General features: G+C 61.4%; 19 protein-coding genes and 4 pseudogenes. 8 read left to right on the forward strand and 15 right to left on the reverse strand.

Translation table 11 applies throughout. The features are described from left to right. Window positions 1-25 precede the first annotated feature (25 nt). Window positions 26-1660, forward strand: a complete 1635-nt coding sequence (locus AC0NIE_RS11730; protein ID WP_473486793.1) for an MFS transporter — start codon at window positions 26-28, stop codon at window positions 1658-1660. Between the two features lie 393 nt (window positions 1661-2053). On the opposite strand, the pseudogene AC0NIE_RS11735 reads toward AC0NIE_RS11730, so the two are convergent. After that, window positions 2054-3092: pseudogene (locus AC0NIE_RS11735) on the reverse strand (IS110 family RNA-guided transposase). Window positions 3093-3321: 229 nt separating this feature from the next. Here AC0NIE_RS11735 and AC0NIE_RS11740 point away from each other — a divergent pair. Further along, window positions 3322-4312 (forward strand): annotated as a pseudogene (locus AC0NIE_RS11740) (IS91 family transposase); the annotation flags it as partial. A 432-nt stretch (window positions 4313-4744) separates the two neighbouring features. Here the strand turns inward: AC0NIE_RS11740 and ydiK are convergent. The 4 genes and pseudogenes from ydiK to AC0NIE_RS11760 all read right to left on the reverse strand — a co-directional run bounded on the left by ydiK (window position 4745) and on the right by AC0NIE_RS11760 (window position 7871). Beyond that, window positions 4745-5845, reverse strand: coding sequence for an AI-2E family transporter YdiK (gene ydiK / locus AC0NIE_RS11745; RefSeq protein ID WP_473486792.1), 1101 nt, complete (start codon window positions 5843-5845; stop codon window positions 4745-4747). Between the two features lie 145 nt (window positions 5846-5990). Continuing rightward, the gene (cax, locus tag AC0NIE_RS11750; protein ID WP_473486791.1) at window positions 5991-7079 is read right to left on the reverse strand and encodes a calcium/proton exchanger; all 1089 of its coding nucleotides are present in this window, start codon (window positions 7077-7079) and stop codon (window positions 5991-5993) included. Further along, window positions 7051-7398 carry a potassium channel family protein gene (locus AC0NIE_RS11755; RefSeq protein ID WP_473486790.1) on the reverse strand — a complete coding sequence of 116 codons (348 nt, stop codon included), beginning with the start codon at window positions 7396-7398 and terminating at the stop codon, window positions 7051-7053. The genes cax and AC0NIE_RS11755 overlap by 29 nt, the downstream gene beginning before the upstream one ends. A 64-nt stretch (window positions 7399-7462) precedes the next feature. After that, window positions 7463-7871, reverse strand: a pseudogene (locus tag AC0NIE_RS11760) (aspartate-alanine antiporter-like transporter). 430 nt (window positions 7872-8301) lie between these two features. Between AC0NIE_RS11760 and AC0NIE_RS11765 the strand changes: the two are divergent. The 5 genes from AC0NIE_RS11765 (at window position 8302) to AC0NIE_RS11785 (ending at window position 12613) form a co-directional block, all read left to right on the forward strand. Next, window positions 8302-8808, forward strand: coding sequence for a hypothetical protein (locus AC0NIE_RS11765; protein WP_473486789.1), 507 nt, complete (start codon window positions 8302-8304; stop codon window positions 8806-8808). Between the two features lie 30 nt (window positions 8809-8838). After that, window positions 8839-10239 (forward strand): DUF3300 domain-containing protein, encoded by a 1401-nt coding sequence (locus tag AC0NIE_RS11770; protein WP_473486788.1) that lies wholly within the window; start codon window positions 8839-8841, stop codon window positions 10237-10239. 48 nt (window positions 10240-10287) lie between these two features. Continuing rightward, window positions 10288-11238, forward strand: a complete 951-nt coding sequence (locus AC0NIE_RS11775; protein WP_473486787.1) for a DUF2950 domain-containing protein — start codon at window positions 10288-10290, stop codon at window positions 11236-11238. A 79-nt stretch (window positions 11239-11317) separates the two neighbouring features. Continuing rightward, window positions 11318-12154 carry a universal stress protein gene (locus AC0NIE_RS11780; RefSeq protein WP_473486786.1) on the forward strand — a complete coding sequence of 279 codons (837 nt, stop codon included), beginning with the start codon at window positions 11318-11320 and terminating at the stop codon, window positions 12152-12154. A 120-nt stretch (window positions 12155-12274) separates the two neighbouring features. Further along, window positions 12275-12613 carry a hypothetical protein gene (locus tag AC0NIE_RS11785; RefSeq protein ID WP_473486785.1) on the forward strand — a complete coding sequence of 113 codons (339 nt, stop codon included), beginning with the start codon at window positions 12275-12277 and terminating at the stop codon, window positions 12611-12613. Between the two features lie 148 nt (window positions 12614-12761). On the opposite strand, the gene AC0NIE_RS11790 is transcribed toward AC0NIE_RS11785, so the two are convergent. From AC0NIE_RS11790 to ccoN, 10 genes are all read right to left on the reverse strand, one after another. After that, complete coding sequence (locus tag AC0NIE_RS11790; RefSeq protein WP_473486784.1) at window positions 12762-13997, reverse strand: HlyD family secretion protein; 1236 nt, start codon at window positions 13995-13997, stop codon at window positions 12762-12764. Continuing rightward, window positions 13994-14542, reverse strand: a complete 549-nt coding sequence (locus tag AC0NIE_RS11795) for a hypothetical protein (RefSeq protein WP_473486783.1) — start codon at window positions 14540-14542, stop codon at window positions 13994-13996. Before AC0NIE_RS11795 ends, AC0NIE_RS11790 begins: the two co-directional genes overlap by 4 nt. A 309-nt stretch (window positions 14543-14851) precedes the next feature. Continuing rightward, window positions 14852-15118 carry a cbb3-type cytochrome oxidase assembly protein CcoS gene (gene ccoS / locus AC0NIE_RS11800; protein ID WP_258117722.1) on the reverse strand — a complete coding sequence of 89 codons (267 nt, stop codon included), beginning with the start codon at window positions 15116-15118 and terminating at the stop codon, window positions 14852-14854. Then, the gene (locus tag AC0NIE_RS11805) at window positions 15115-17361 is read right to left on the reverse strand and encodes a heavy metal translocating P-type ATPase (protein WP_473486782.1); all 2247 of its coding nucleotides are present in this window, start codon (window positions 17359-17361) and stop codon (window positions 15115-15117) included. The genes ccoS and AC0NIE_RS11805 overlap by 4 nt, the downstream gene beginning before the upstream one ends. A gap of 4 nt (window positions 17362-17365) precedes the next feature. Then, the gene (locus AC0NIE_RS11810; protein WP_473486781.1) at window positions 17366-18184 is read right to left on the reverse strand and encodes a DUF2189 domain-containing protein; all 819 of its coding nucleotides are present in this window, start codon (window positions 18182-18184) and stop codon (window positions 17366-17368) included. An 11-nt stretch (window positions 18185-18195) separates the two neighbouring features. After that, window positions 18196-18384, reverse strand: coding sequence for a hypothetical protein (locus tag AC0NIE_RS11815; protein WP_123148492.1), 189 nt, complete (start codon window positions 18382-18384; stop codon window positions 18196-18198). Further along, window positions 18381-19262 (reverse strand): cytochrome-c oxidase, cbb3-type subunit III, encoded by an 882-nt coding sequence (ccoP, locus tag AC0NIE_RS11820; protein ID WP_473486780.1) that lies wholly within the window; start codon window positions 19260-19262, stop codon window positions 18381-18383. Before ccoP ends, AC0NIE_RS11815 begins: the two co-directional genes overlap by 4 nt. Beyond that, window positions 19253-19423 (reverse strand): cbb3-type cytochrome c oxidase subunit 3, encoded by a 171-nt coding sequence (locus AC0NIE_RS11825; protein WP_123148490.1) that lies wholly within the window; start codon window positions 19421-19423, stop codon window positions 19253-19255. Before AC0NIE_RS11825 ends, ccoP begins: the two co-directional genes overlap by 10 nt. A 16-nt stretch (window positions 19424-19439) precedes the next feature. Then, window positions 19440-20192, reverse strand: a complete 753-nt coding sequence (ccoO, locus tag AC0NIE_RS11830) for a cytochrome-c oxidase, cbb3-type subunit II (RefSeq protein WP_473486779.1) — start codon at window positions 20190-20192, stop codon at window positions 19440-19442. 3 nt (window positions 20193-20195) lie between these two features. Then, window positions 20196-21833: a cytochrome-c oxidase, cbb3-type subunit I gene (ccoN, locus tag AC0NIE_RS11835; protein WP_473486872.1), complete on the reverse strand. Its 1638-nt coding sequence runs from the start codon at window positions 21831-21833 to the stop codon at window positions 20196-20198. A 297-nt stretch (window positions 21834-22130) separates the two neighbouring features. Here ccoN and AC0NIE_RS11840 point away from each other — a divergent pair. Beyond that, window positions 22131-22301 (forward strand): annotated as a pseudogene (locus tag AC0NIE_RS11840) (IS5/IS1182 family transposase); the annotation flags it as partial. Between the last annotated feature and the right edge of the window lie 228 nt (window positions 22302-22529).

The raw sequence follows: 22529 nt of genomic DNA on the forward strand, positions 1-22529 counted from the left end.
GACGGATCTGTGAGGCTCGCGTAAGTTGAGCAACCAAACAGAAGAACCGGCACCCGCGCGGCCCAATCCCTCTGTCTCCTCCGGCGCTTTCGCACCGTTGCGCCAGCCCGTCTTTGCCGTGCTGTGGGCGGCAACCGTGCTCGGCAATACTGGCAGCTTCATGCGCGATGTCACCAGTTCGTGGCTCGTCACCGACCTGTCGGATTCGCCCGCGGCGGTTGCGATGGTGCAGGCGGCAGGCACGTTGCCGATCTTCATGCTCGCCATCCCAGCCGGGGTGATGTCGGACATCCTCGATCGCAGAAAATTCCTCCTTGCCATTCAGCTGCTGCTGGCCCTGGTGAGCGCGGCGCTAATGATGATGTCGCAGTTTGGCCTGCTGACGGTGAGTTCGCTGATTGGGCTCACCTTCATTGGTGGCATAGGTGCGGCACTGATGGGACCGACTTGGCAGTCAATCGTTCCCGAACTGGTGCCAAGGCCGGAACTCAAAAGTGCCGTGGCGCTGAACTCGCTCGGCATCAATATCGCGCGCTCTATCGGCCCCGCGGCCGGCGGCCTGCTGCTTGCCGCGTTTGGTGCAGCACTTGCCTATGGCGTCAATGTGCTGAGCTGTCTGTTCGTCATCGCTGCGCTTGTGTGGTGGCGCCGGCCCGCCGATGCCGACGATGCCCTGTCAGAACATTTCTTTGGAGCTTTCCGGGCTGGCCTGCGCTACGCCCGCGCCAGCCGCTCTTTGCATGTCGTACTGTTCCGCGCATTGCTGTTCTTCGCCTTTGCCAGTGCTGTCTGGGCGCTGCTGCCGCTGGTCGCCAGAAACCTTTTGGGCGGCGATGCAAGCTTCTACGGCATCCTGCTTGGCGCCGTCGGCGCCGGCGCCATTGTCGGCGCGGTCGTTCTGCCGCGGGTCAGGCAACGTTTCGACTCCGACGCGTTGATGCTTGGTGCATCGGTCACCGCCGCTATCGTCATGGCCGCGCTAGCCTTCGCGCCTCCGCAATGGGCGGCGGTCCTGGCCTTGCTGCTGTTCGGCGTGGCCTGGATCGTCGCGTTGACAACGCTGAACGGCGTGGCGCAGGCGATCTTGCCCAACTGGGTCCGGGGGCGCGGGCTCGCTGTCTATCTTACCGTATTCAATGGCGCCATGACCGGCGGCAGCCTAGTCTGGGGACTTGTCGCGCAGGAGGTCGATATTTCGGCGACCCTCATCGCAGCTGGGGTCGGCCTCGCCCTGGTCGCCGTCGCCTTACACCGCATCAAGCTGCCCGCAGGCGAAGAAGACTTGGTCGCCTCGAACCACTGGCCGGAACCGCTGACCGCCGAACCGGTCGCGCATGACCGAGGACCGGTGCTGATCTTGATCGAGTATCGCATCGAGAAGAAGGACCAGCGGGAATTCCTCGGCCTGCTTGGACGGCTGGCGGAAGAACGTCGGCGCGACGGCGCCTTCTCCTGGGGCGTGACCGAAGACGCGGCCGACCCCGAACGGATCCTCGAGTGGTTCATGGTCGAGTCCTGGGCCGAACATCTTCGCCAGCACAAGCGGGTCTCAAAGGCCGATGCCGACGTGCAGCGCGAGGCCATGAAATTTCACAAAGGATCACTCCCGCCGGTCGTCAGCCACCATCTTGCTCTGCAGACAACGGATGTAACTCGCTAACAACGACGATGGCAGCGTCCGTGATCCGATAAGCTCCGTTGCGGCACTGAACAACCGGCAACTGCAAATGTCGGAGTCGGTCCTGGAATTGAATGTCCTCTGTGGATGGCTCCCGCGATGCAAGGGGCAATTCGACATTATGGCGCGTTGGTCGGGTGCAGTCTTCTGTCCGGCCTGTTGATGCAGCCATTCGAGACTGCTGGCCCTGATGGGGTCGGCGAACTGGGTCCCAATCTGCTTATCAGGCTATGATGCCTCGGACATTCGACGGGTTGTCCCTGTTCCCGGCCTGACCGGTCTCGCCATCACGTCGCGTCGCTCTCACAACCTCATGGAGCCGATCGATCGGCTCGAACTGTTCTCTGTCCTTAAAATATCGTCTTCTTCGCAACCTTACGCCGCAAGGTTCGCGGCATGGCGAGCTTGATAGGTCTCGCCGCGTAGCATGATCGCCCAGACCACACGGGCCATCTTGTTCGCCACGGCCACACTCGCCAAGCGCACGGGTTTCCTGGCGAGCAACGCGACAAGCCGAGGATCCGCTGTTCTCCGGTTTGTATCTCGCCCGACGGATCAACGATGTCGCGCCGACCACCAGGAGCTTTCTCAGATACCGGTCGCCCATCTTGGTGATGCGGCCGAGCCGATCCTTGCCGCCGCTCGAGTTCTGGGAAGGTGTCAGCCCGAGCCAGGCGGCGAACTCTCGACCCGAGCGGAACTGCCCCGGATCGGCAACGGATGCGGCCAATGCTGTAGCCCCTACTGGACCGATACCGGGGATCGTCGACAAGCGTCGTGCGACATCGTCGGTTCGTTGGAGAGCACTGATCGAACGGTCGATTGCCTGGAGACGAACATGGGTGTCGAGCACCTGCCCGCACAGGAGACCGAGAACCTGCGTTGCCATTGCCGGCACTTCCGGCGTCGCTTCCTTCGCAGCGATCTGGCGCGCCAGCCTGAGCGCCCGCTCCAAACCTTGGGGAATGTCGATGCCGAACTCAGCCAACAAGCCGCGGATCATGTTCACGAGTTGCGTGCGCTGCTTGACCAGAAGATTGCGTGTGCGGTGAAGCGACAGGGCCGTCTGTTGCTCGGCCGACTTCATCGCCACGAAGCGCATGGTCGGGCGTGTCACCGCTTCGCAGATCGCTTGCGCGTCCACCGCATCATTCTTGCCGCGCTTCACATAAGGCTTCACGTAGCTCGGCGGCATCAAACGGACCTCATGGCCGAGCTCCGTCAGTTCTCGAGCCCAGTGATGTGACGTCCCGCAGGCCTCGATCCCGATCAGGCAGCGCGGTAGCTTGGCGAAGAACGGCAGGACCTGCGAACGCCGCAGGGCCTTGCGCACGACAACGCCCCTAGACGCGTCGACGGCATGAACCTGAAAAATGCGCTTGGCCAGATCAAGGCCCACGGTGGCAACATTCATGGCGGATGGCTCCTTTGCTCGGGTTGCCTGACAGCAAACCCACTGTGGCACTCAGATGCCGGGAGCGGGAGCCATCCACCTCATCTGCTTTGAGACAGCCCGATCAACGTCGGCGACCGGTTCATCATAAGGACGATCCCCCTTGGAAACGAGGTGGTATCCTTATCGGGCTCAGACCATGGATCCAGTTAAACAGGAAGGGGAATGTCACCTCAATGCTCTCTTGACCTCAAACTCCTCATGTGAGTGCCAGGGACCTGCGGCGCGGGATTGGATGGCCGCCCGTGCCGAAGATCTGCTGCCCGTGGAGTTTTCCAGGTGGCTTTCACCCTGCCTGCCGAATCGCGCAGATCGCCTACTGGAACAAGAAGGCTGTCTATGACCTGCTGTTTCGGGCATCGGCCGAGACGCTGACCACGATCGCGGCCGATCCCAAGCGCCTCGGCGCACGGATCGGCATGACCAGCGTGCTGCACACATGGGGATCGGCGCTGACGCATCACCCTCATGTCCACATCATCGTGCCCGGGGGTGGACTGTCGCCGGATGGCACGCGGTGGATCGGCTGCCGCCCCGGGTTCTTTCTGTCCGTGCGGGTCCTGTCCCGGCTGTTCCGACGTCTCTTTCTGGAAGGTCCGATGGCGCTGCATCGATCAGGCGATCTGGCCTTCTTCGGTGATCTGGCCGGGCTTGCACAGGCCGACACCTTCGCCGCCTGGCTCGCGCCGCTACGCAAATCCGAATGGGTCGTCTACGCCAAGCCCCCGTTCGGCGGTCCCGAGGCTGTGCTGGCCTATCTCAGCCGTTACACCCATCGCGTGGCGATCTCGAACAGCCGCCTGATCAGCGCCGATGCCGAGACTGTCACCTTCCGCTGGAAGGATTACCGGATCAAGAACCGTGACCGTCAGAAGGTCATGCGGCTGGCCACCGACGAGTTCATCCGCCGCTTCCTGATCCACGTGCTTCCCGACGGATTCCACCGCATCCGCCATTACGGCCTGCTGGCCGGAGCAGGCCGCAAGGCCAACGTCGCGAAGATCAGGAAACTGCTCGGGGCGGAAGCCCCATTGCAGGATGAAGCGCCAAGCGCCGAGATCACCCCGCTCACCCTGAGGGAGCCATGCCCGGACTGCGGCGGCCCGATGCGCATCGTCGAGATATTCCACCGTGGCCAGCAACCCAAATCCCGCGCGCCACCCCGAAAGGACGCCGCATGACGAAATGCATGTCACATCAGCCAAGGCCGGCCCGGATCTGCGATGCGTTCCGGGGTGGCGCCGGTTTGCGTCAGGCAACGCAGCACACTGCAAAATCGCCGATGCGAGCCTACCGAAGACCTGCCACCCAATCCCGATCGTGTCATCGCAAGCCTTTCGGGCAATCCTTTTGCAGCTGACGCTCCCACCAATAGCCACCTTGACCAACCGCAGCCGCACGCTTTCCCCATAGGCTCCACCCAGCCCCCGCGGCCTCCTCCTTGGGAGGTTTTTCAACGCGGGCCGACACAGGCCCAGCCGCCACCGTCACGCCGCGGCCCGCATCGAAAAACCTTCACCGTTCCAGACTTTTCGAGGCGGAATCGCTAGCGACTGCTTCATGCGACTACACAGCCATTTGGGTAGGATATTTCCTAGCACGCGTAGCCGGCTTTATGGCGTTTCCCCGGGAGGTTCTCTGTCGTCGCCATCCGCCATCCACGCATTGAGCAGCGTGTAGGCGACCGCCAGAACCGTCGGGCCGATGAAAATGCCCAGTATGCCAAACGCTACCAGGCCGCCGATGACCCCGGCCAGGATAAGCAGCATAGGCAAGTCGGCGCCTCTGCGGATGAGAACAGGGCGAATAAATTGATCCATTGTCGCGGCGACGATGGTAAAGGCCAGCAACACCGTCGCCCAAAGCGTGTCGCCCGAATAATACATCCAGATCACTGCCGGAGCCATTACCAGGACCGGACCGAGCTGGATCAGACACAAAATGAAGATCAATGCCATGAGCACGGCGGCATAGGGCACGCCGGCTACGGCCAGCCCGATACCCGCTACAGCGCTTTGCGCAACGGCGGTAACCACTACGCCTAAGGCCACACTTCGGATCGCCTGGCCGGCCAGCTTTACCGCGGTCTCTCCACGAACGCCGCCCAGCCGGCGACCGAAGAGAATTGCGGTGGCGGCGGCCCGTTCACCGCCCGAATACATGATCGCGGCAATCGCGGTCGTCAGCAGGAAATGTATGAACATGCCACCCAAACTTCCGGTGGCTGACGCGAACCAGTAGGTCAGCGTTCCGGCATAAGGGGTCAGTCTTTGGACCAGTTCCTGAACGCCCGCCGAGTTCAGTTTCTGCCATGCTTCGGCAGCGCGTGCTCCAACCAGGGGCACTCCCTCCAGCCAGCTGGGTGGCGGTGGCAGTCGCATCGACAGGATAGTCCGGACCAGGTCGCCAAGCTTGTCGATGTTCGCGATGACCGTGCTGAGCGCCAGCCAGAAGGGCACGATCACAAGCAGCAGCAAGGTCAGCGTCATGATCAGGACGGCAAGGCCGCGGCGGTTGCCGGTATGGCGCTGCAACCAGAGCATGAGCGGCCAGGTGGCAAGCACCAACGTCGTGGCCCATACGATCGCCGGCAGAAACGGCTGCATCACCCAGACGCTGGCGATGAGAAGACTGCCGATGAACAGCACCGCCAGCGTCACGCGGGTGAGATCCTGACGAGGATGGACGAGGGGACGCGAACCGTCCGAATCCATTATCTGCCCTCCCAACGCCGCTCGCCTATCTTTCTCACGTCATGTTCTCCAAGTCCGCTCCTGGCGCGCCCAAACCTGCGGTCAGCCCATCCTTGGTGTTCACCTCTGGTATTCGCCCTGACGGAACCACGGCCCGCCTACCTGCCTAGATTTGCGGCGGTAGAAGGTAGATCGTCATGGCGAAGATCAGATAGACCATCAGCAGCAGCACTCCGACGAACCATGCGGAACGTCCGCCATTGGTCATCAGGAACGCCGTTATCGTGGCAATAAGCACCATGACGACCGCGCCCGGCCAGAACAGAAGGTCCATCGGAGCAGGGCCAATGACATAGCTGAGGAGCACCATCATCGGGGCGACGAACAGCGCGATTTGTGACGCGGCCCCAAGCGCAATGCCCACGCTCAGGTCCAGCCGATTCCTCCGTGCGCCGGCAAACGCCGCCGCCATCTCGGCGGAACCGCCCACCAAAGCAACGACGATGAACCCCACGAAGGCCGGCGTCATGCCGAACGCGACCGCAGCCTCCTGCACCGACTCGACGAACACTTCGCTTACCAGCGCAACAAGCACTGTCACCCCTGCCAACGTTCCGAGAGCCAGGCCCATCGGCCACGCTTCGCCGTCTTCCGCATGGGCCGTGCCGCTGAAAAGTTCTCTATGGGTCTTCAGCGAGAAGACCAGGCCCATCGCGTAGGCGCCGATGAGCAGCACCGACAATCCAACGCTCAGCTTCTGCGTGAACGCGGACGTGACAACAGAATCGACTTGCGCCACCATGGACGGGGTCACCATCGCGATCGTAGCGAGGAACAGCAGGCTGGTTTGCAGCCTGGCGCTGACCCTGTTGTACTCCTGCACATGATACTTGATACCGCCTAGCAGGAACGAGGCGCCCAACATGAACAGAGTATTGACGACGATTGCTCCGGCGATAGAAGCCTTCACCAACGTGTACTGGCCGGCTTGCAGCGCAGCCAGCGCAATGACCAGTTCCGTCAGGTTTCCCAACGTGGCATTCAGCAGCCCGCCGACCGTATCGCCCGTCTTGGACGCGACCGACTCGGTAGCCGCACTCAGCAGAGTGGCCAGCGGCACAATCGCCAGCACAGAGAGTACAAAGAGCAGCGTGTGCGCTTCCGGCTCCAATTGCCGGACGACGAATACCACCGGAACAAACGCCAAAAGCCAGAGAACGACGTTGCTACGGATCTCTTTGATCAAGGGGCCCATTTCCAGCCTCGTTCAGGAGATTGCGGTCAGCCGCCCTCAGCGCCTCCACGGCGACCGCCGCAACGAGGCCTGTCATCACTATGCCGGCAAAACCGATTGCTATCGACAGTAACCGCGTCAGAAGGTGCTGCGGCGAGAAATCGCCGTAGCCGATCGTAAGACCCGTCACGAAGGTGAAGTACAGAGCTTCGTCGACGCGCCAATTTTCAATACGCCCGATGATCAGCCCGCATCCCGCCATGGCGAGAAGGATGCCGGAGAAGATCGGCCAGACCACGCGAAGCTGCTGCACGAGCGCATAAAAGAAGCTGCGTCTCAACTGCCGCGATCGGGGCTTGCCGGGTAATCCTACTGCCACCGAAGTCCCTTTCTCAGGTCGGATTTCAGTTCGCCATCACGCCCACGATCACGGTCCCCCAGGTTGTGAGCAGGATGTGGCCGATCGGAACCGCCGGCGTATAGCCAAGGACGGCAACCGGACTACCCGAGCGGTCCTGCACCGCCGCCATGCCGGCGGTCATGGTCTGCGCCCCAGCCAGTCCCCCGAGGAGCAGTATGGGGTTCATACGGAGCAGGTAGTGCCCGAGGTACAGTCCCGGCCCCACCAAAGAGAGGGAAGCGCATACGCAGATGCCCGACAACCAGTCCTGCCAGCAGCGCCTTCAGCGACGGAGAAATCGTGATCCCAAGCTGCCCAACGATGACGGCTGCAATGGGGGTCGCTGTCACCGCTCCTAAGCCGAGATCTTCATCCATAAAGGGGCAGAAATAATAGCAAATGGCTAGAGACATGAAGGTCGCGATTTCAGGACAGCTGCGAAGCTGTGCTCACGAACCCATTCAACCATGATACCCTCCTGTTGCAGGTTCAATACTAGAAGACGCGGCCAGAAGTTCTCCGATTGCTTCCGCCGCTAAGGTAAATTGTATGATAATTATCCTAATGAAACCGCTGATTGTAATTTCAGTTAATTTGAAGTCGTACAATACACCCTTGCGTGCCTTATTTCAAGGTGTTATCATGGAACAACTGCATCGCTATGTTATTGAAGTCTCGATTTTTTTTGACGTAGACTACTACTATGGTTACATTTTAACAACAGACGTGAGCGAGCGCGGAGGGACGATAATTCAAAGCTTATTTTAATTATGGTGTGTCTAAAAACTGCGCGAGAAAGTAGTTTGACAATAGAGAGTTGAGGGCCATTGAAGGGGTGTTCCTGTGGCGCATCAATTTTCCAGTGAGTTTGGCTCTGTTCCGAGCTTGAAGCGACGGCTCACCCCGTGTGACCGGTTAAACCATATCGATGCCGCGCAAACGGTTTCCAGTGCAAGCCATATTCACGAAGGCTCCGACAGCGGTGGCGCGGCCGGAATGCCCGACCGATGCAGATCGGACGCGCAAGGACCGCCTCTGGATGTTCAGCCCAACGCGAATTCTGCGGCGTACTGCGGAACCCTCGATTTCGAGTTCTGGCTGCGCAAATACCAAGGCGAGGAAATGGTTACGTGGCTGAAGAAGAACGTTCATCCACTGGACCTGGTCTATCGCCTGGCGGAGGACCACTCGATCGTGCTGCTCAACGGCGGGGGTTTCGATGCTCCCAACTGGAGCGTGCGTGTCTCCTTCGCCAATCTCCAGGACGATGGCTGTGACGATATAGGCCGCGCCGTCCGCGCGGTTGGGCGGAGCTATGTCGACACTTTCAACGCGGTGCAAAAGAAATAACTTGGCGATAGTCACTGCAGGAGCAGCCAGATGACCCATTGGTCCAGGTTCGGTCTCGTTTCAGTTGGTCTTGCGGCCCTCCTGATGCTTTTGCCGGCGGTGGGTGCGCCAGTCTACGCACAAACGCCCACGCCCACTCCCCGACCGGCGGTCGACAGCGAACCGGCCGCCGCCACCGAGGAGCCTGCTCCTCTCACGCTCGACGAACTGAAGGTCCTGACCGCGCCGATCGCGCTTTATCCTGACGATCTCGTCGCGCTCACCATCGCGGCGTCGCTCTATCCGTTGCAGATCGTGCAGGCGGCCCGCTTTCTCGACGAAAAGGCGAAGTCTCCCGACCTCGAGCCGAGCGACAAATGGGATGGCAGCGTGATCTCGCTGCTCAATTATCCCGAGATCGTGAAGATGATGAACGACGATCTCGAGTGGACCGAGCAGTTGGGGGCCGCGGCCGCCAACCAGCAGAAGGACCTGCTTGTCGCCATCCAGCAGTTACGCGACGAGGCGGTCGCCAAGGACTACTTGAAGACGACGGAGCAGGTGCAGGTTGTCAGCGAAGGCGATAATGTCGTGATCAGGTCTGCCGATCCGCAGACCGTCTATATCCCGACCTATCCCCCCGAAATGCTGTACGAGCCCGACTACGTCATAGCAGGCGACCCGATCGTCTACGACCCGTACCCCTCCTATTACTATCCGACAGCGCCCTACTGGGCCGCGCTTGCTACCGGTGCGATGTGGGCCGCAGTGGTCGACTGGGACGACTGGGGAACCTGGGGCGGCGACGTGGATCTCGACGTAGATATCGGCGACAACATCGATGTCGATTTTGACAATATCGACATCGACAATATCGACATCGACAGACTGAAGGACCTCGACCTCAAGAATATCGACCGCGACAAGATCAATCTCAAGAACGCGAACATCGACCGCGACAAGCTCAAGCAGAACCTGAAGAGCAAGGACTTCAACAACATTGCCAGCAAGGCCAAGGACCGCCGGGAGTCGGGCAGGGGCAAGCAGGCGCGGGCGCATGACCTCAAGGGCAAGGATGTCCGCAAAAACGTCGCCGAAGGTTTGAAGGACCGGCCGCAGGCCAAGCTGCCGAAGTCGGGGACGAAGCTGCCCGATGCAAAACGCGTCTCGGACCAGCACAGGAAGGCGAAACCGGCGGCCAACAAACCTGCGGCGAAGAAAGTCGCTCAGAAAAAGTCCTCCAGGAAAAAGCCGGCTGCGCGCGCCGACAATCGTCCGCGCAAGCCTTCGGCGATGGGAAATCCGCGGCCCGGCAGGGTTGCGACCAACCATTCGAATCGCGGCGCCTATAGCCGGGGTGGCGGCCAGCGCCAGATGAGCCGGGGCGGGGGCGGACGCCAGATGCATCGGGGCGGAGGCGGGCGAGGCGGAGGCGGGGGGAGACGCCGGTAGCAACTGCCGTATCGTGTGCGACATCCGGTTTATTTCAGGAACATGATCATGATCCGATACCTCATTACCGCAACTCTCGCACTTTCGCTCGGCGTTCCCGCACTTTCGGCCGGCGGCGCCCAGGAAGCACAGACCAGCACCACGCAGGATTTCGACGCCTTCATCGGCGAGACGCCCACGCCGTTCGCAACAGTCGACGAACTCGTCGGGGCGTTCCGCAAAGCGCTGGAGGAAGATGACAAGGAGGCCGTCGCCTCGCTTCTCGGACTGTCGCCCAGCGAAGTGCTGAAGTCGAAGGAAGTGGAGGCGAGCTTTCCGGAAATCCGCGAAGAGGCGGCGAAGGGCATCGCCGTCAAGGAACTGGCATCCGACCGCCGCTCGCTTCTTCTTGGTAACCAGGTATGGCCGTTTCCATTCCCTGTCGTGCAGACAGAGGGCAAATGGGCGTTCGATACCATCGCCGGGCTGGAAGAAGTCATCAACCGCAGGATCGGCGAGAACGAGCTGACCACCGTCGCCAACCTGCGAGCCTATGTCGACGCCCAGGAGGATTACAAGGAAACCGACTGGGACGAGGATGGCGTCGGCGAATATGCTCAGAAGCTGATCAGTACGCCCGGGACATATGACGGGCTCTACTGGGAACCCGGCGACGGCGTGCCGGAAAGCCCGTTCGGTTCGCTGATCAGCCAGGCCGAGTTGGCGACGGCCGCCGAGGACGGCTATTTCGGATACCGCTACCGCATATTGAACGGCCAAGGCGCGAACGTCGCCGGCGGCCAGTACGACTACGTCATCAACGGCAACATGATCGCCGGCTTTGGGCTGATCGCGATGCCTGCCGAATACGACCGCACAGGCATCATGACCTTCGTCGTAAACCAGTACGGCACAGTCTACGAAAAGGACCTGGGACCCGATACGGCGGCGCTCGCCGAAAAGATCACGGCGTTCGATCCCGACGACAGTTGGGCCGTGGTCAACGATCCGGGCGAGTGAGCGGACCCATGCACATCACGGATGAGTGCTTTGGGACTAGATGGCTGTCGCGTACCCTGCATTCAGAGGAAGACCCCTAGTGAAAACGATAGCCCTGCTTCCTGTTATCACCTATCCCGAACCCAACCCTGAAATGGTAGTGCCCAGGGCGGTCGCGATGGCGGCGGCCCTCGGCGCGCAACTGCATGCGTTGGCCATCAACGTAGAGATCCGAAACATCTCGAATGCGCTGTCGCGGAGGCTGGTCGACGTCCCCAAAATGACGCGGGAGGCCGAAGCGCTGTGCGGGGATCGCGGCGAAGCGTTTCTAGCAAAGGTTGTGCTGGAAGCGAAACGGGCAGGCGTGGACTCAACCACAGACGCGGTCGCGTCGAACGCTCCCTTGCTGAATGACACCGCTGCAATTCAAGCGCGTTACTATGATCTCGTTCTCTGCGCCTGGGAGGCGAACAACCCCACGAGCGGGACGACCGCGCAGGCCATTATCTTCGGGTCGGGAAGGCCGACGATCCTTCTGCCAGAGGTCGAGCCTGTCACGAAGCTGCACAGCGTTGCTATTGCCTGGGACGGCAGCCGTGTTGCGGCTCGCGCCGTGGCGGATGCACATCAGGTGTTGCGCCGCGCTTCCAAGATTACGGTGCTCACCGTGACGGGCGAGAAGTCCCTGCAGGGGACGGACGCCGCCCAACGCTTGGCTCAAGGGCTGAACCTACGCGGGCTGTCAGCCGAGGCCATGCCATTCGTATCCGAGGATTGCCCGGTCGAGATGTCGCTTCAGGAGCGAGCGATCGAAATCGGCGCCGACCTGATGATCATGGGAGCGTTCGGTCACACCAGGCTGAGGGATTTCGTGCTCGGTGGGGCTACGAAAGGCATCCTGTCGGACGTCCGGCTGCCGATAATGCTTTCGCATTGATCGTGTCGGTGACGTGTGGCGAAGCGCCATCGAGCTTATTCGGAACCGGGTGGTCAAGGAACGGCAATCAATGGTGTATATTTGGCAATGGTGTATATTTGGCCTAGGAAGGATATTCGCATGAAGGCTCGTTGGCTATTTACAGGAACAGTTTTTGCTGTCATTGCGCAATCGTCGCTTGCCTGCATGTATAGCCCTGAAGCACATGCCCAAGAAGGATCGTTCGATGACTTTCCTTTCTTAGTGCGTTGTGAATTAAGCGGCATCGTTCGTGCTTACTACTTGTCCAAAATTGGTCCAGACGGGGTTGCCGTTTATATAACCCCCGACAATCAGGCCGGCACAATCACCATGCGAGGCAAGGCCGAGCCAGTTGGCGGAGATTGGTCGGGAAGTTGCGCCGGAAAAACACTTGAGCAACTAAGGTCGGCGGGCCAAGCGTATGACTTGCCGCATTGATCCCTTGAGACGTCGTTGTTGCTCCGCGTTATGTCGGTTCAAATCCCGTTCCATTTAAGCACGAACGGCCATAGCGAGCTTAAGATCGCACTTTGGTGCACATTGACGGTATTTCCTTTGGCCGCATGTTCGACGGCGCGTCGGTTCCTCAATGCCCGCCCGAAAAGACGAGTGTTTGCACCGGAAGAAGGAGCGCCTGGAATCTCAATATGATCGCATGCACCAGCCCGACCGTATCTATGACGTGCAGGAACAGCCAGTGCGCTGTGCCCAAATCTTCCTCGGCAAGTCGGTCGTGATTGTTGGTGTAGGCGTTGGCGATGCAACTGCTGCCTGGAGGCACGCCATCGAACCCTCCCGCGAACAGCGGCTCCAGAAAGACGGTGATCGTTCCGGGCCGGACCACCTGTTGGGCGTCGATCAACTGATCCGACGCCCGAACCTGACCGGTCGCGATGAGATCCTGAACCTCGGTGACCACCATCGGAATGATCGTCAGAGGCATCGAAATACAAGTCGCTTCGGCAACCATGCCGACCTTCATGACCTGGGCTTCGAGCTGGCTGAAGCCCCCTATAAGCGCCTTCCTTCCGGCTTCCGCCGGTATGAGAACGCCGGCGGGCCGCATAAAGGGATTTACGATGTCTCCCTTGCGCAGGGTGAATTGCTCCAAAGTGCCGGCGACCCCGGCGTAGACGACGGTCTTGTCCAGTTCGACCTGGGCCTGGGCAAGCGCCGCCTCGGCGCTTTTCTTCTGCGCCGGCAGCACGGACGAAATCTGCGATTCGACGGACTGCTTGCTCGCCATGACCGCGGAAATGGCGGCCTGCCGCCCTTCCACGATGTTGGCGAGCTTTTCGATCTCGCGCTGCGCGACCGTGCTGGCGTTTCGCCGTTGAAGTTCGGTCTTGGTTTCGAGTTCGTCCAAGGCCTGTTTGTACGAGCTTTGCGCTTCCTGAATGCGGGCGTCGGCCCCTACCAGCTCGGTTTTTGCCAATTCGAGCGCCGCGTCTATCTCCGATATGCGCCGTCGCGCGGTCTCGAGCGCCGCTTCCTGCTCCGAGCTGTCAAGCCTGAAGATGCGCTGGCCAGCCTCGACCTTGTCCCTCAGTCCCACATAGACCTCCTCCACGCGGCCGGAGCCTTCGGGGAGAATGGGGATGGTGCGAAAGAACGAAACCGCGCTGGACGTCGACGGATGATAGTAAAGAATGAGCGTCAGCAGGACTATGGTCAGGCCTATGCACGCCGTTATTCCGTATCGCAGCTCATACCATATCGAATAGAGCGTGATCTCTTGGCCGATCCTCTTTCCCTGTACAAACCGCCGGACGAGAAAGTCGGGCAGGATGGTCAGCACCGAACAAAGCATAACTTCGATCATCGCTCAGGTCCTCCCGTCGACACGCCCTGACGCTGATGTTCGGATGGGGCCGGCGCGTGCGCCTTGGCAGCTTCGTCAAAAGGACCGTTTCTGGCTGTCTCCTTCGGCTCCGGCGGACGTGCGATCTCGACTCTAACGGGCAATGGATAAACCACCTCGGGCGCTTGCTCCGATGGCGCTGCGGCAGCCGGAGAACGAGACCGCCCCGTCGCCATTCTGGCGAGCGAGTCGGCCATGCTGGCCAGGGGGGTCCAGAAGTCGGGCACAGGAATCAGCGCCAGAAACAGTGCGGCAATCCAGAACGCGTGAATGTGGGTGAACAGCGCAAGCAGCGACAGCACCGCCACGAACTGGAACTGATGCTGGCTGGCGCCGTGGGACATGCGCTCCGGCAAGGAGTGGAGCCAGAAGTACAAACTTCCGATCCCCATAACGGCCAATACAAGGAAGATGACAGTCCCTGTGAGCAACACATCGGTCTCGCCAGGGGCCGTTATGAAGGGCGGAAGATAATGAGGCGCCGCCGGATGCATTGCCTCGGACATGCCTGCCACTCCCCAATTTCGCTCGTGCGAGGACGCCCGAGCACTAGGCGCAGCAACATCCAGCGCCCAAACTTAAGGATACTCCGTCCGCATCCGAATGCAACTGAAGAGGCCAGCAGTTGAAGAGGCCAGCAGTCGCGGAGCCGCCGCCCTACGCAGGACAGCCATCTCGTTGCTATAGCAATGCCAAGGCGACCGCCAAAAGGCTAACGACCAAGGCGGCGAGGCTTGGGACAAGCACGGCGGCTCCCGAGTAGAAAGCCAACGCCGCCACCCAGTCGTACGGCCTGTCACCAGCTTGAGACATTGTCAAACCCTTCCGTCCGTTCTGCTCCTTGAGAAAACGCCGTCGGCGGTCGGCGCCTTCCCGCCCTTGGGGCGAGCCTCATGAGCGGCCGCCTCGCTTTTCCACCCATACTGACGAAGGGGAACGTCCGCGGCGTCTGAAAGCAGCACCCTTTCGGCGGCTCCGTCGAGATCTTCATATTGGCCGCTGCGCATCGACCACAGGAACGCCGCGAGACCCGCGACGCCCATGCCCAAGGCAATTGGAACAAGCCAGACAAGATAGTTCATGCCGCCTCCGCCAAGTCGAGCCTGCGAAGAGCCGGAGATCCTGCGGGCGGAGGCTCGCCCGGAAGGCGCAATGCGTTGCCGACCACGAGAATCGATGACGTCGACATGGCGACAGCGGCCATAAGGGGCGTAACATGGCCCATCACAGCGAGGGGCACGACCAGAACGTTGTAGGCGATGGCAAGGGCGAGGTTCTGCCGCACCAGCCGGGATGCGTTCCGGGCGACTCTTATGGCATGTGGTACGGCCTCCAGGCTCGTGCCCAGGAAGACAAGGTCGGCAGCATTCCGCCCGATGTCTGCCGCCGACGAGGGCGCCATTGAGACATGCGCGGTGGCGAGCGCGGGGGCATCGTTCAGCCCGTCTCCAACCATAAGGATGCGGCGGCCGGACCGCGCCAGCTCCTCCAGACGCTCGACCTTGTCCTCGGGAAGCGCACCGTGGCGGATTTCCGGGATTCCCAACGCAGCCGCCACCCTGCAAGCCTCCTCCACTCGATCGCCGGACAGCACCTCTGTCGCCAACCCGAGGTCAGCTAGCTTTCGGATGGCACGCGTCGCGCCAGGACGGATTTCGTCGGCAATCGCAAATGAACCCGCAAGCTTTCCGTCTTTCGAAAGCCATGTGGAGGCCTCACTCGGGACGTTGGCCACGCTTGCGGAGACCCAATCCTTCCTTCCTAGCCTGTAAAACGCTTCGCCAACGCGCCCTTCGATCCCGTACCCGGCAACTTCGCGGAACCCTTCGATAGCCACTCTTGCGACTGTCATCGCGGCCACCGCGCGCCCCACCGGGTGCCTGGAAAAGGAGGCGAGTGCTGCGGCGGCCACAACATCTTGCGGAGCTACCGTGTGCCGTTCGACGCGGGCGGCGCCCGTCGTGAGCGTGCCCGTCTTGTCGAAGACCACGGTGTCGGTCTCGGCAAGGCGCTCTAGCGCGCTGCCATCCTTGAGGGTGACGCCGAGATCGAACAGCCGGCGCGCCGCCACGACCTGGACCATCGGCACGGCAAGGCCGAGCGCGCACGGGCAGGTGATGATGAGGACGGAAATCGCAATCGTAACCGATCGATGCCAGTCGCCTGTAAGCAGTATCCAGGCGGCGCAAGTCGCAAGCGCCAGCAGATGGATGACAGGGGAATAGAGCGCGGCCGCGCGGTCGGCGATGCGGCGATAGCGGGCGCGGCCGTGCTCAGCCGCCTCCATCAGCCTGACCACGTCGGCGAGGAAGGAATCCCGTGCACGCCGCTCGGCACGGACAGTGAGCGCGCCATCAAGACTTAGCGCTCCCGAAAGAACGGCGCTGCCCGGCTGCGCGCGTTCGGGCTTGGACTCACCGCTCACCACCGAAACGTCGAGGCTGCCCGCGCCCATGACAACCGTCCCGTCCACCGGAATGCGTTCTCCGGGGGCTACCAATATCATGTCGCCCGGCTCGATTTCTGTCAGGTCGCGGAACTCGCGGCTTCCGTCCGCCCCGACCACCGCCGCCCCCCTCGGCATCAAGCGGGCAAGACCGATGACGGCGTTCCGCGCCTTCCGCCTCATCGCATGGTCAAGCGTGCGCCCGACAAGCAGAAAGAAGATCAACGACGTTACCGCATCGAAATAGGCGTGAGGTCCTCCGACAGACGTGTCGTAGAGGCTCAAGCCCAGAGCCAGCAGGATTCCGACTGAGATGGGAAAGTCCATGCTGGCGGTGCGCTTCATCGCCAAATTCCACGCCGAAACGAAGAATATCCGCCCGGAATAGGCGACGGTGGGGACGGCCAGCAGCGCCGAGATCAAGTGAAATGCATTTCGAGTTCCCTGATCTGCGCCAGACCAGACGGACACCGACAGCAACATGATGTTCATGGCGGCGAATCCCGCCACGGCTGTGGCCCGCAGCAGCCGCGACAACTCGGCATCGCATGCGCCGTCTTCCGTCTCCGCGAGGCAGGCATCGTATCCGACAGCCTTCAGGGCGTCGAACATCGGAGGGACACGACCTTCATTCCTCCACTTCACGGCGACGCGTCGGGACGTGAGATTCACTCGTGCCGCGATGATTCCGTCGAGACTTAGCAGCGCGCCTTCGATCGCAGCTATGCAGGCAGCGCAATGCGCTTGCGGTACCGAAAACTGGGTCTGGAAAGCGCCATCCCCCATGTCGCGGCTGGCGAGCACGATTTCGCGCTCGGCAATCTCCCGCCCTGGCGCCAGCAGCAATGCGGCTTCGGCTCCCGGCGCGCAACAACTCATGGTCTCACCCCTCTGGACGTGCGACCGCCCTGTACGCATGCCAGGTGGCGTGCCCCAGCAGAGGAAAGATGACGATCATCCCGATAAGCCCTGTGACCACGCAGACTGCGAAGAGCAGGAGCACCAAGGCGCCCCAGGCCAGCATCGGCGGAAGGTTGTTCCACACCAGTTTCGCGCTGATAGCCATAGCCGTCAGCGCGTCCACGCGCCGGTCGAGCAGCATCGGCACTGCAAAGACGCTGATGGCGAAAGCGAAGGCCGCGAAGAGGCCTCCTATCGCCGTCCCGATCGCAATCATCGCCCACCCATATGCGGTGCCGAAGAGCACTCCGACTACGCGGTCGAATCCGGGAAAGGGCGTCACGCCGAAGAAGAGCGCCCAGAGGAGCACCGCCGCACGCGTCCACAGAAGCAGGAGCAAACACAGTAGTAGGCCCGTGAAGAAGACCTGTGCGCCGCCGGTGGGGCGCACCAGGAGCATCGAGGCGAGGCCGATGGCGCGTCCTTCCTCTATCGCCCGGCTCTTTTCATACAGGCCTAGCGCCAAAAAGGGGGCCACGATCATGAACCCGGCAAGCGCCGGAAACAGAATGTAGTCACGACCGAATCCGACAAGCGTCCAAACGAAGGCGAGGGACAGGAGAAAGACGACAATCCCATAGGCCAGGCTCGACGCGGGCCGGATCCAGAAATCCCGCCAGCCCGCAGAGAGCCAGCGGAGTCCCTCGAAAAGCGGCAGTCCCCGGTCGAGGCGCCGGTCGCGCGTTTCGCCAATGCCCGAGGTCTCGCTGAGCAGCCAATACGACTTGTCGGTCTCGCTCATCTCACTCCTCCTCAGCACGCTGACTTCGCCGCGCGGTAGCCTTCGCCTTCGCCCCCGGCCTTCAAGTGCTCCACGCAGTCCGGTTGCGACTGAACCGCCACATAGACAAGGTGCGCGTTCGCCCCGGCAAAAATCAGCAACCCGGCTGGAACCAGCACCCAGGCTATCCATGCTTTGCTGTGGGATATCTTTGTGGTCATGGCTGCTGCGTTCCAAGATCGTGGACATAGAGCGCGAGCGTCTTGATCTCGGCCGTCGTCAGCCTCTCGTCCCAAGTCGGCATGTGACCCTGCCGTCCGCCGTGCACGGACGCGATGATCGTGTCCAGATCTTCACCATAAATCCAGTGCGAGTCCGTGAGATTTGGAGCGCCGACATCCCGGTTCCCCTTGGCATTCTCCTCGTGGCAGGTCGCGCAGGTCGTGACGAATACCTCCCGCCCTGCTTCTATCTGCTTGATGTTTTCATGGGTAGAGTAGTCGGGGTGCGTCAGCGAATAGACGTAGGCGGCCACGGTCCGGACCTGTTCGCTGTCGAGCATCTCATCGCGCCCGAAAGCCGGCATCTGTCCGATGCGGCTTTCCGGGTGCCGGGTGTTGATGCCCACGCGCATCGTCTGCTCGATGAGTTCGGGGCCGCCGCCCCACAGCCAATCGTCGTCCGTAAGGTCGGGATAGTTCGCTCCGCCTTTGCCGTCCCTGCCGTGGCATGCCGCGCAGTTGTCGCCGAACAGCTGCCGTCCGGTGCTGCGAACCGTTTGCATCAGCGCCTCGTCGGCGAGGATCACATCGTAGCCTTCCGTCTCGATGCGATTCATCCAGTTCACCCGATCGCGCCGCGCCTCGACGAGGCGCGCCTCGACCGTCTGTCTTTGGTCAATTCCGAGAAGGCCCCTCGTATAGGTCGTTCCCAGCGGCCAGGATGGAACGAGAAACCACCAGGCGATCGCCCAGACGTGGGTTACGATCAGGAACATGAGCACGCCGCGCGGGACCGGGGTATCCAACTCCTTGATGCCGTTCCACTCGTGACCGGTGGTCGCGCGGCCGGTGACGGGGTCCCGTTCATTCACTTCCATGGCTTGTCGTCCTCGTCGAGGATGCTGTGCTTGGCCCTGTCGAAACGCTTCCTGTTCGAAGGCCAGAAGGTATAGACGAGCACGCCGAGTGCGAACGCGATCAGGTAAAAAAGGCCCCAACTCTTCGAGAATGCGACAACGGCGTTATAATCCAGGTCCATCCGATAGCCTCCGCCATTAGCCTTCCGGGTCCGGCTCTTCTTCAGGGGCCGCGGTATTCCCGTACGCTGCTGCCGTCAGTCGCCCCAGGACCTGGAGATAGGCCACCAGTGCGTCCATCTCGGTGACGTCGGTCGTCACTCCGTCGAACGCGCTTACCTGGGTCTCCTCGCCGTAACGCTCAGTGACGCCTGCGGCGAAGTCCGTGTCCGGAGTCGCCTGGCCATAGGCGTCGCGCGCCGCGTTCTCCAGCATCTCGCCCGTGTAGGGTACGCCGAGCGCCCGCTGCGCCGCCAGGTGCAAGGGCAGGTCTTCAATCTTCAGAGACGTACGGGCCAACCAGCGGTAGGCGGGCATGTTCGACTCCGGGACCACGTCACGAGGGTTCGTCAGGTGCGCGACGTGCCAAAAGTCGGAATACTTGCCGCCGACACGGGCGAGATCCGGTCCCGTCCGCTTGGACCCCCAGAGCATCGGGCGGTCATACCGGGACTCTACGGCGAGCGAGTAGGGCCCATAGCGCTCCACCTCGTCCCGGAGTGTCCGGATCATCTGGCTATGGCAGGCGTAGCAGCCCTCGCGGATATAGATGTTGCGCCCGGCGAGCTCCAGCGGGGTGTACATCCGCATGTCCGGAGCTTGTTCCACCGTCTCATCGATGGTGAACAGGGGCGCGATCTCGACGATGCCGCCGACACTCGCCGCCGCGATGATTGCGATAACGAACCAGATGGCAGAACGCTCGAGCTTGCGGTGGAAGAGTTCAGGCATCCGTCATTCCCCCGGAATGGTCGCCGGGACTACGGGCACGTCTGCTTCGCGCGGCGCAGCGAGCGGCGCGGATTGGACCGTCATCCACATATTATAGCAGCCCACTACCGCGCCCAGCAGGAAGAGCAGCCCACCGAAGGCGCGGGCGATGTAATAGGGGTACATCGCCACCAGCGAGTCGACGAAGGAATAGGCGAGCGCGCCGTCTTCCGTGTAGGTCCGCCACATCAGCCCCTGGATGATGCCTGAATTCCACATCGCGAAGGCGTAAATCAGCGTTCCGGCAATCGCCAGCCAGAAGTGCACCTCGACGAGGGTCGCCGAGTACATGCGCTCGCGCTTCCAGAGGCTGGGCACGAGCGTATAAAGCGAGCCGAAGGTGATCAGCGCGACCCAGCCAAGGGCGCCTGCGTGAACGTGCCCGACGGTCCAGTCGGTATAGTGAGACAGCGAGTTCACCGGCCGGATGGCGAGGAACGAGCCCTCGAAGGTCGAAAGGCCATAGAATACCACGGCGGCCATCATGAAGCGCAGCGTAGCGTCGTCGCGCACTTTGTGCCATGCACCATTGAGGGTCAGAAGCGCGTTGCCTGCTGAAGCCCAGGACGGCACGAGCAGCATCACCGAGAACGTCATGCCGAGCGTCTGCACCCAGTGCGGAAGCGCGGTGTAGTGCAGGTGGTGCGAACCCGCCCACATGTAGAAGAAGGTGATGCCCCAGAAGCTCAGGATCGACAGGCGATAGGAGAAGATCGGTCGCTGCGCCCTGACGGGCAGGTAGTAGTAGAGCATGCCGAGGAAGCCCGCAGTCAGGAAGAAGGCGACCGCGTTGTGGCCATACCACCACTGGACCATCGCATCCTGGACGCCCGGCCAGATCGTGTAGCTCTTGGCGTGCCCCCATGAGACGGGAACGGCGAGGTTGTTCACGATGTGGAGGATCGCGACGACCAGGATGAACGCCATGAAGTACCAGTTGGCGACGTAGATGTGCGGCTCCTTCCGTCGCGCGATCGTAGCGATGTAGAGGATGAAGTAGGTCACCCACACGATCACCAGCCACAAGTCGGCATACCACTCGGCTTCCGCGTATTCCTTCGACTGGGTGACGCCTAGCAGATAGCCGGAAATGGCCAGAACGCAGAACAGATTGAAGCCGAGAAGCACGAACCACGGGCTGATCTGTCCAGCAAGCCGTGCACGAGACGTGCGCTGGACGACGTGGAACGAGGTCGCGATTAAGGCATTTCCGCCGAACCCGAAGATGACGCCGGAGGTGTGCGCAGGCCTCAGCCGCCCGAAGCTGGACCACGCCGCATCGAAGGCAAGGTCGGGCCACGCGAACTGTGCGGCCACCCAAACGCCCATGAACATGCCGAATACAGCCCAGGCCATCGAAAGCACAATGCCGACTTTGATCGGATCATCGTAATACGACGCCTCCCGGTCCTCCGTCGGCTCCGGCTCGTAGAACGAGGACAGCACTCCGTAGAGCAATCCGCCTGCGAACAGCATTACGATAACGCCCTGGACACCAAGCGTGTCCGAACGTCCCAGGGCTGCCATCGCCGCTCCAGTGATCACCACGGCGAGCGCGATAGCTGCGCCGCGCTGGCGTTCTGAGGACGTAAGCTGCCGGATCATGTCCGCTCCTCTGCCTTCACGCACAGGACCATCACGGACCAAAACTGCGTAAGATGGGGAGCAGTTTCATGAGTACGGCCCTACGGCATCGGCTAAGGTACAGCCGTTCAACGAAGATGGAAATGCCTTTAGCGCTTCTTGCCAAATCTTTCGCTTGTGGCCGCGGGGAACTTGATGTGTGCTCATCGTTCAGCGTGCAACAGAAATTTGTCTTCTTTTGCCTTGCCACCGCGTTTCACGTCTTCGGGTCTTGCTCGCGCTTTGTCGTTTTGGGCTACGATTGGGAAAGTCATCTTTGAGACGATCGCTAACTTCCGGCGTGACAACGGAGCCGCGATCAGAGCGGTGTGCGGGCAGTTCATCGAACTGTGCCGCCGGTTGAAGCTCTTCACGCGTGCCATTGTAGCGATCGACGGCAGCAAGTTCAAAGCGGTGAACAACCGCGACAAGAACTTCACCGTGGCCTAAGTCGGCAAGCGGATGGAGCAGGTCGACGCCATGCTTGGAAGAAGAAAGGCGCTCGCGCTACGGAATAAGTTCACCCAACGCAGTCATTGCCGCCACACAGGCGGGATGTCTGGTTGCACGGCGGAAGCGGACCCCTTGCGGTTAGGTCGGCGCCCCTCCCCAAAAGGCACCATTTCCACTAGGATGTTGCGAGATCGCGGGAGGGTTCCGGCTTGGATCGCGTTC

Source organism: Mesorhizobium sp. WSM4842 (assembly GCF_055901575.1).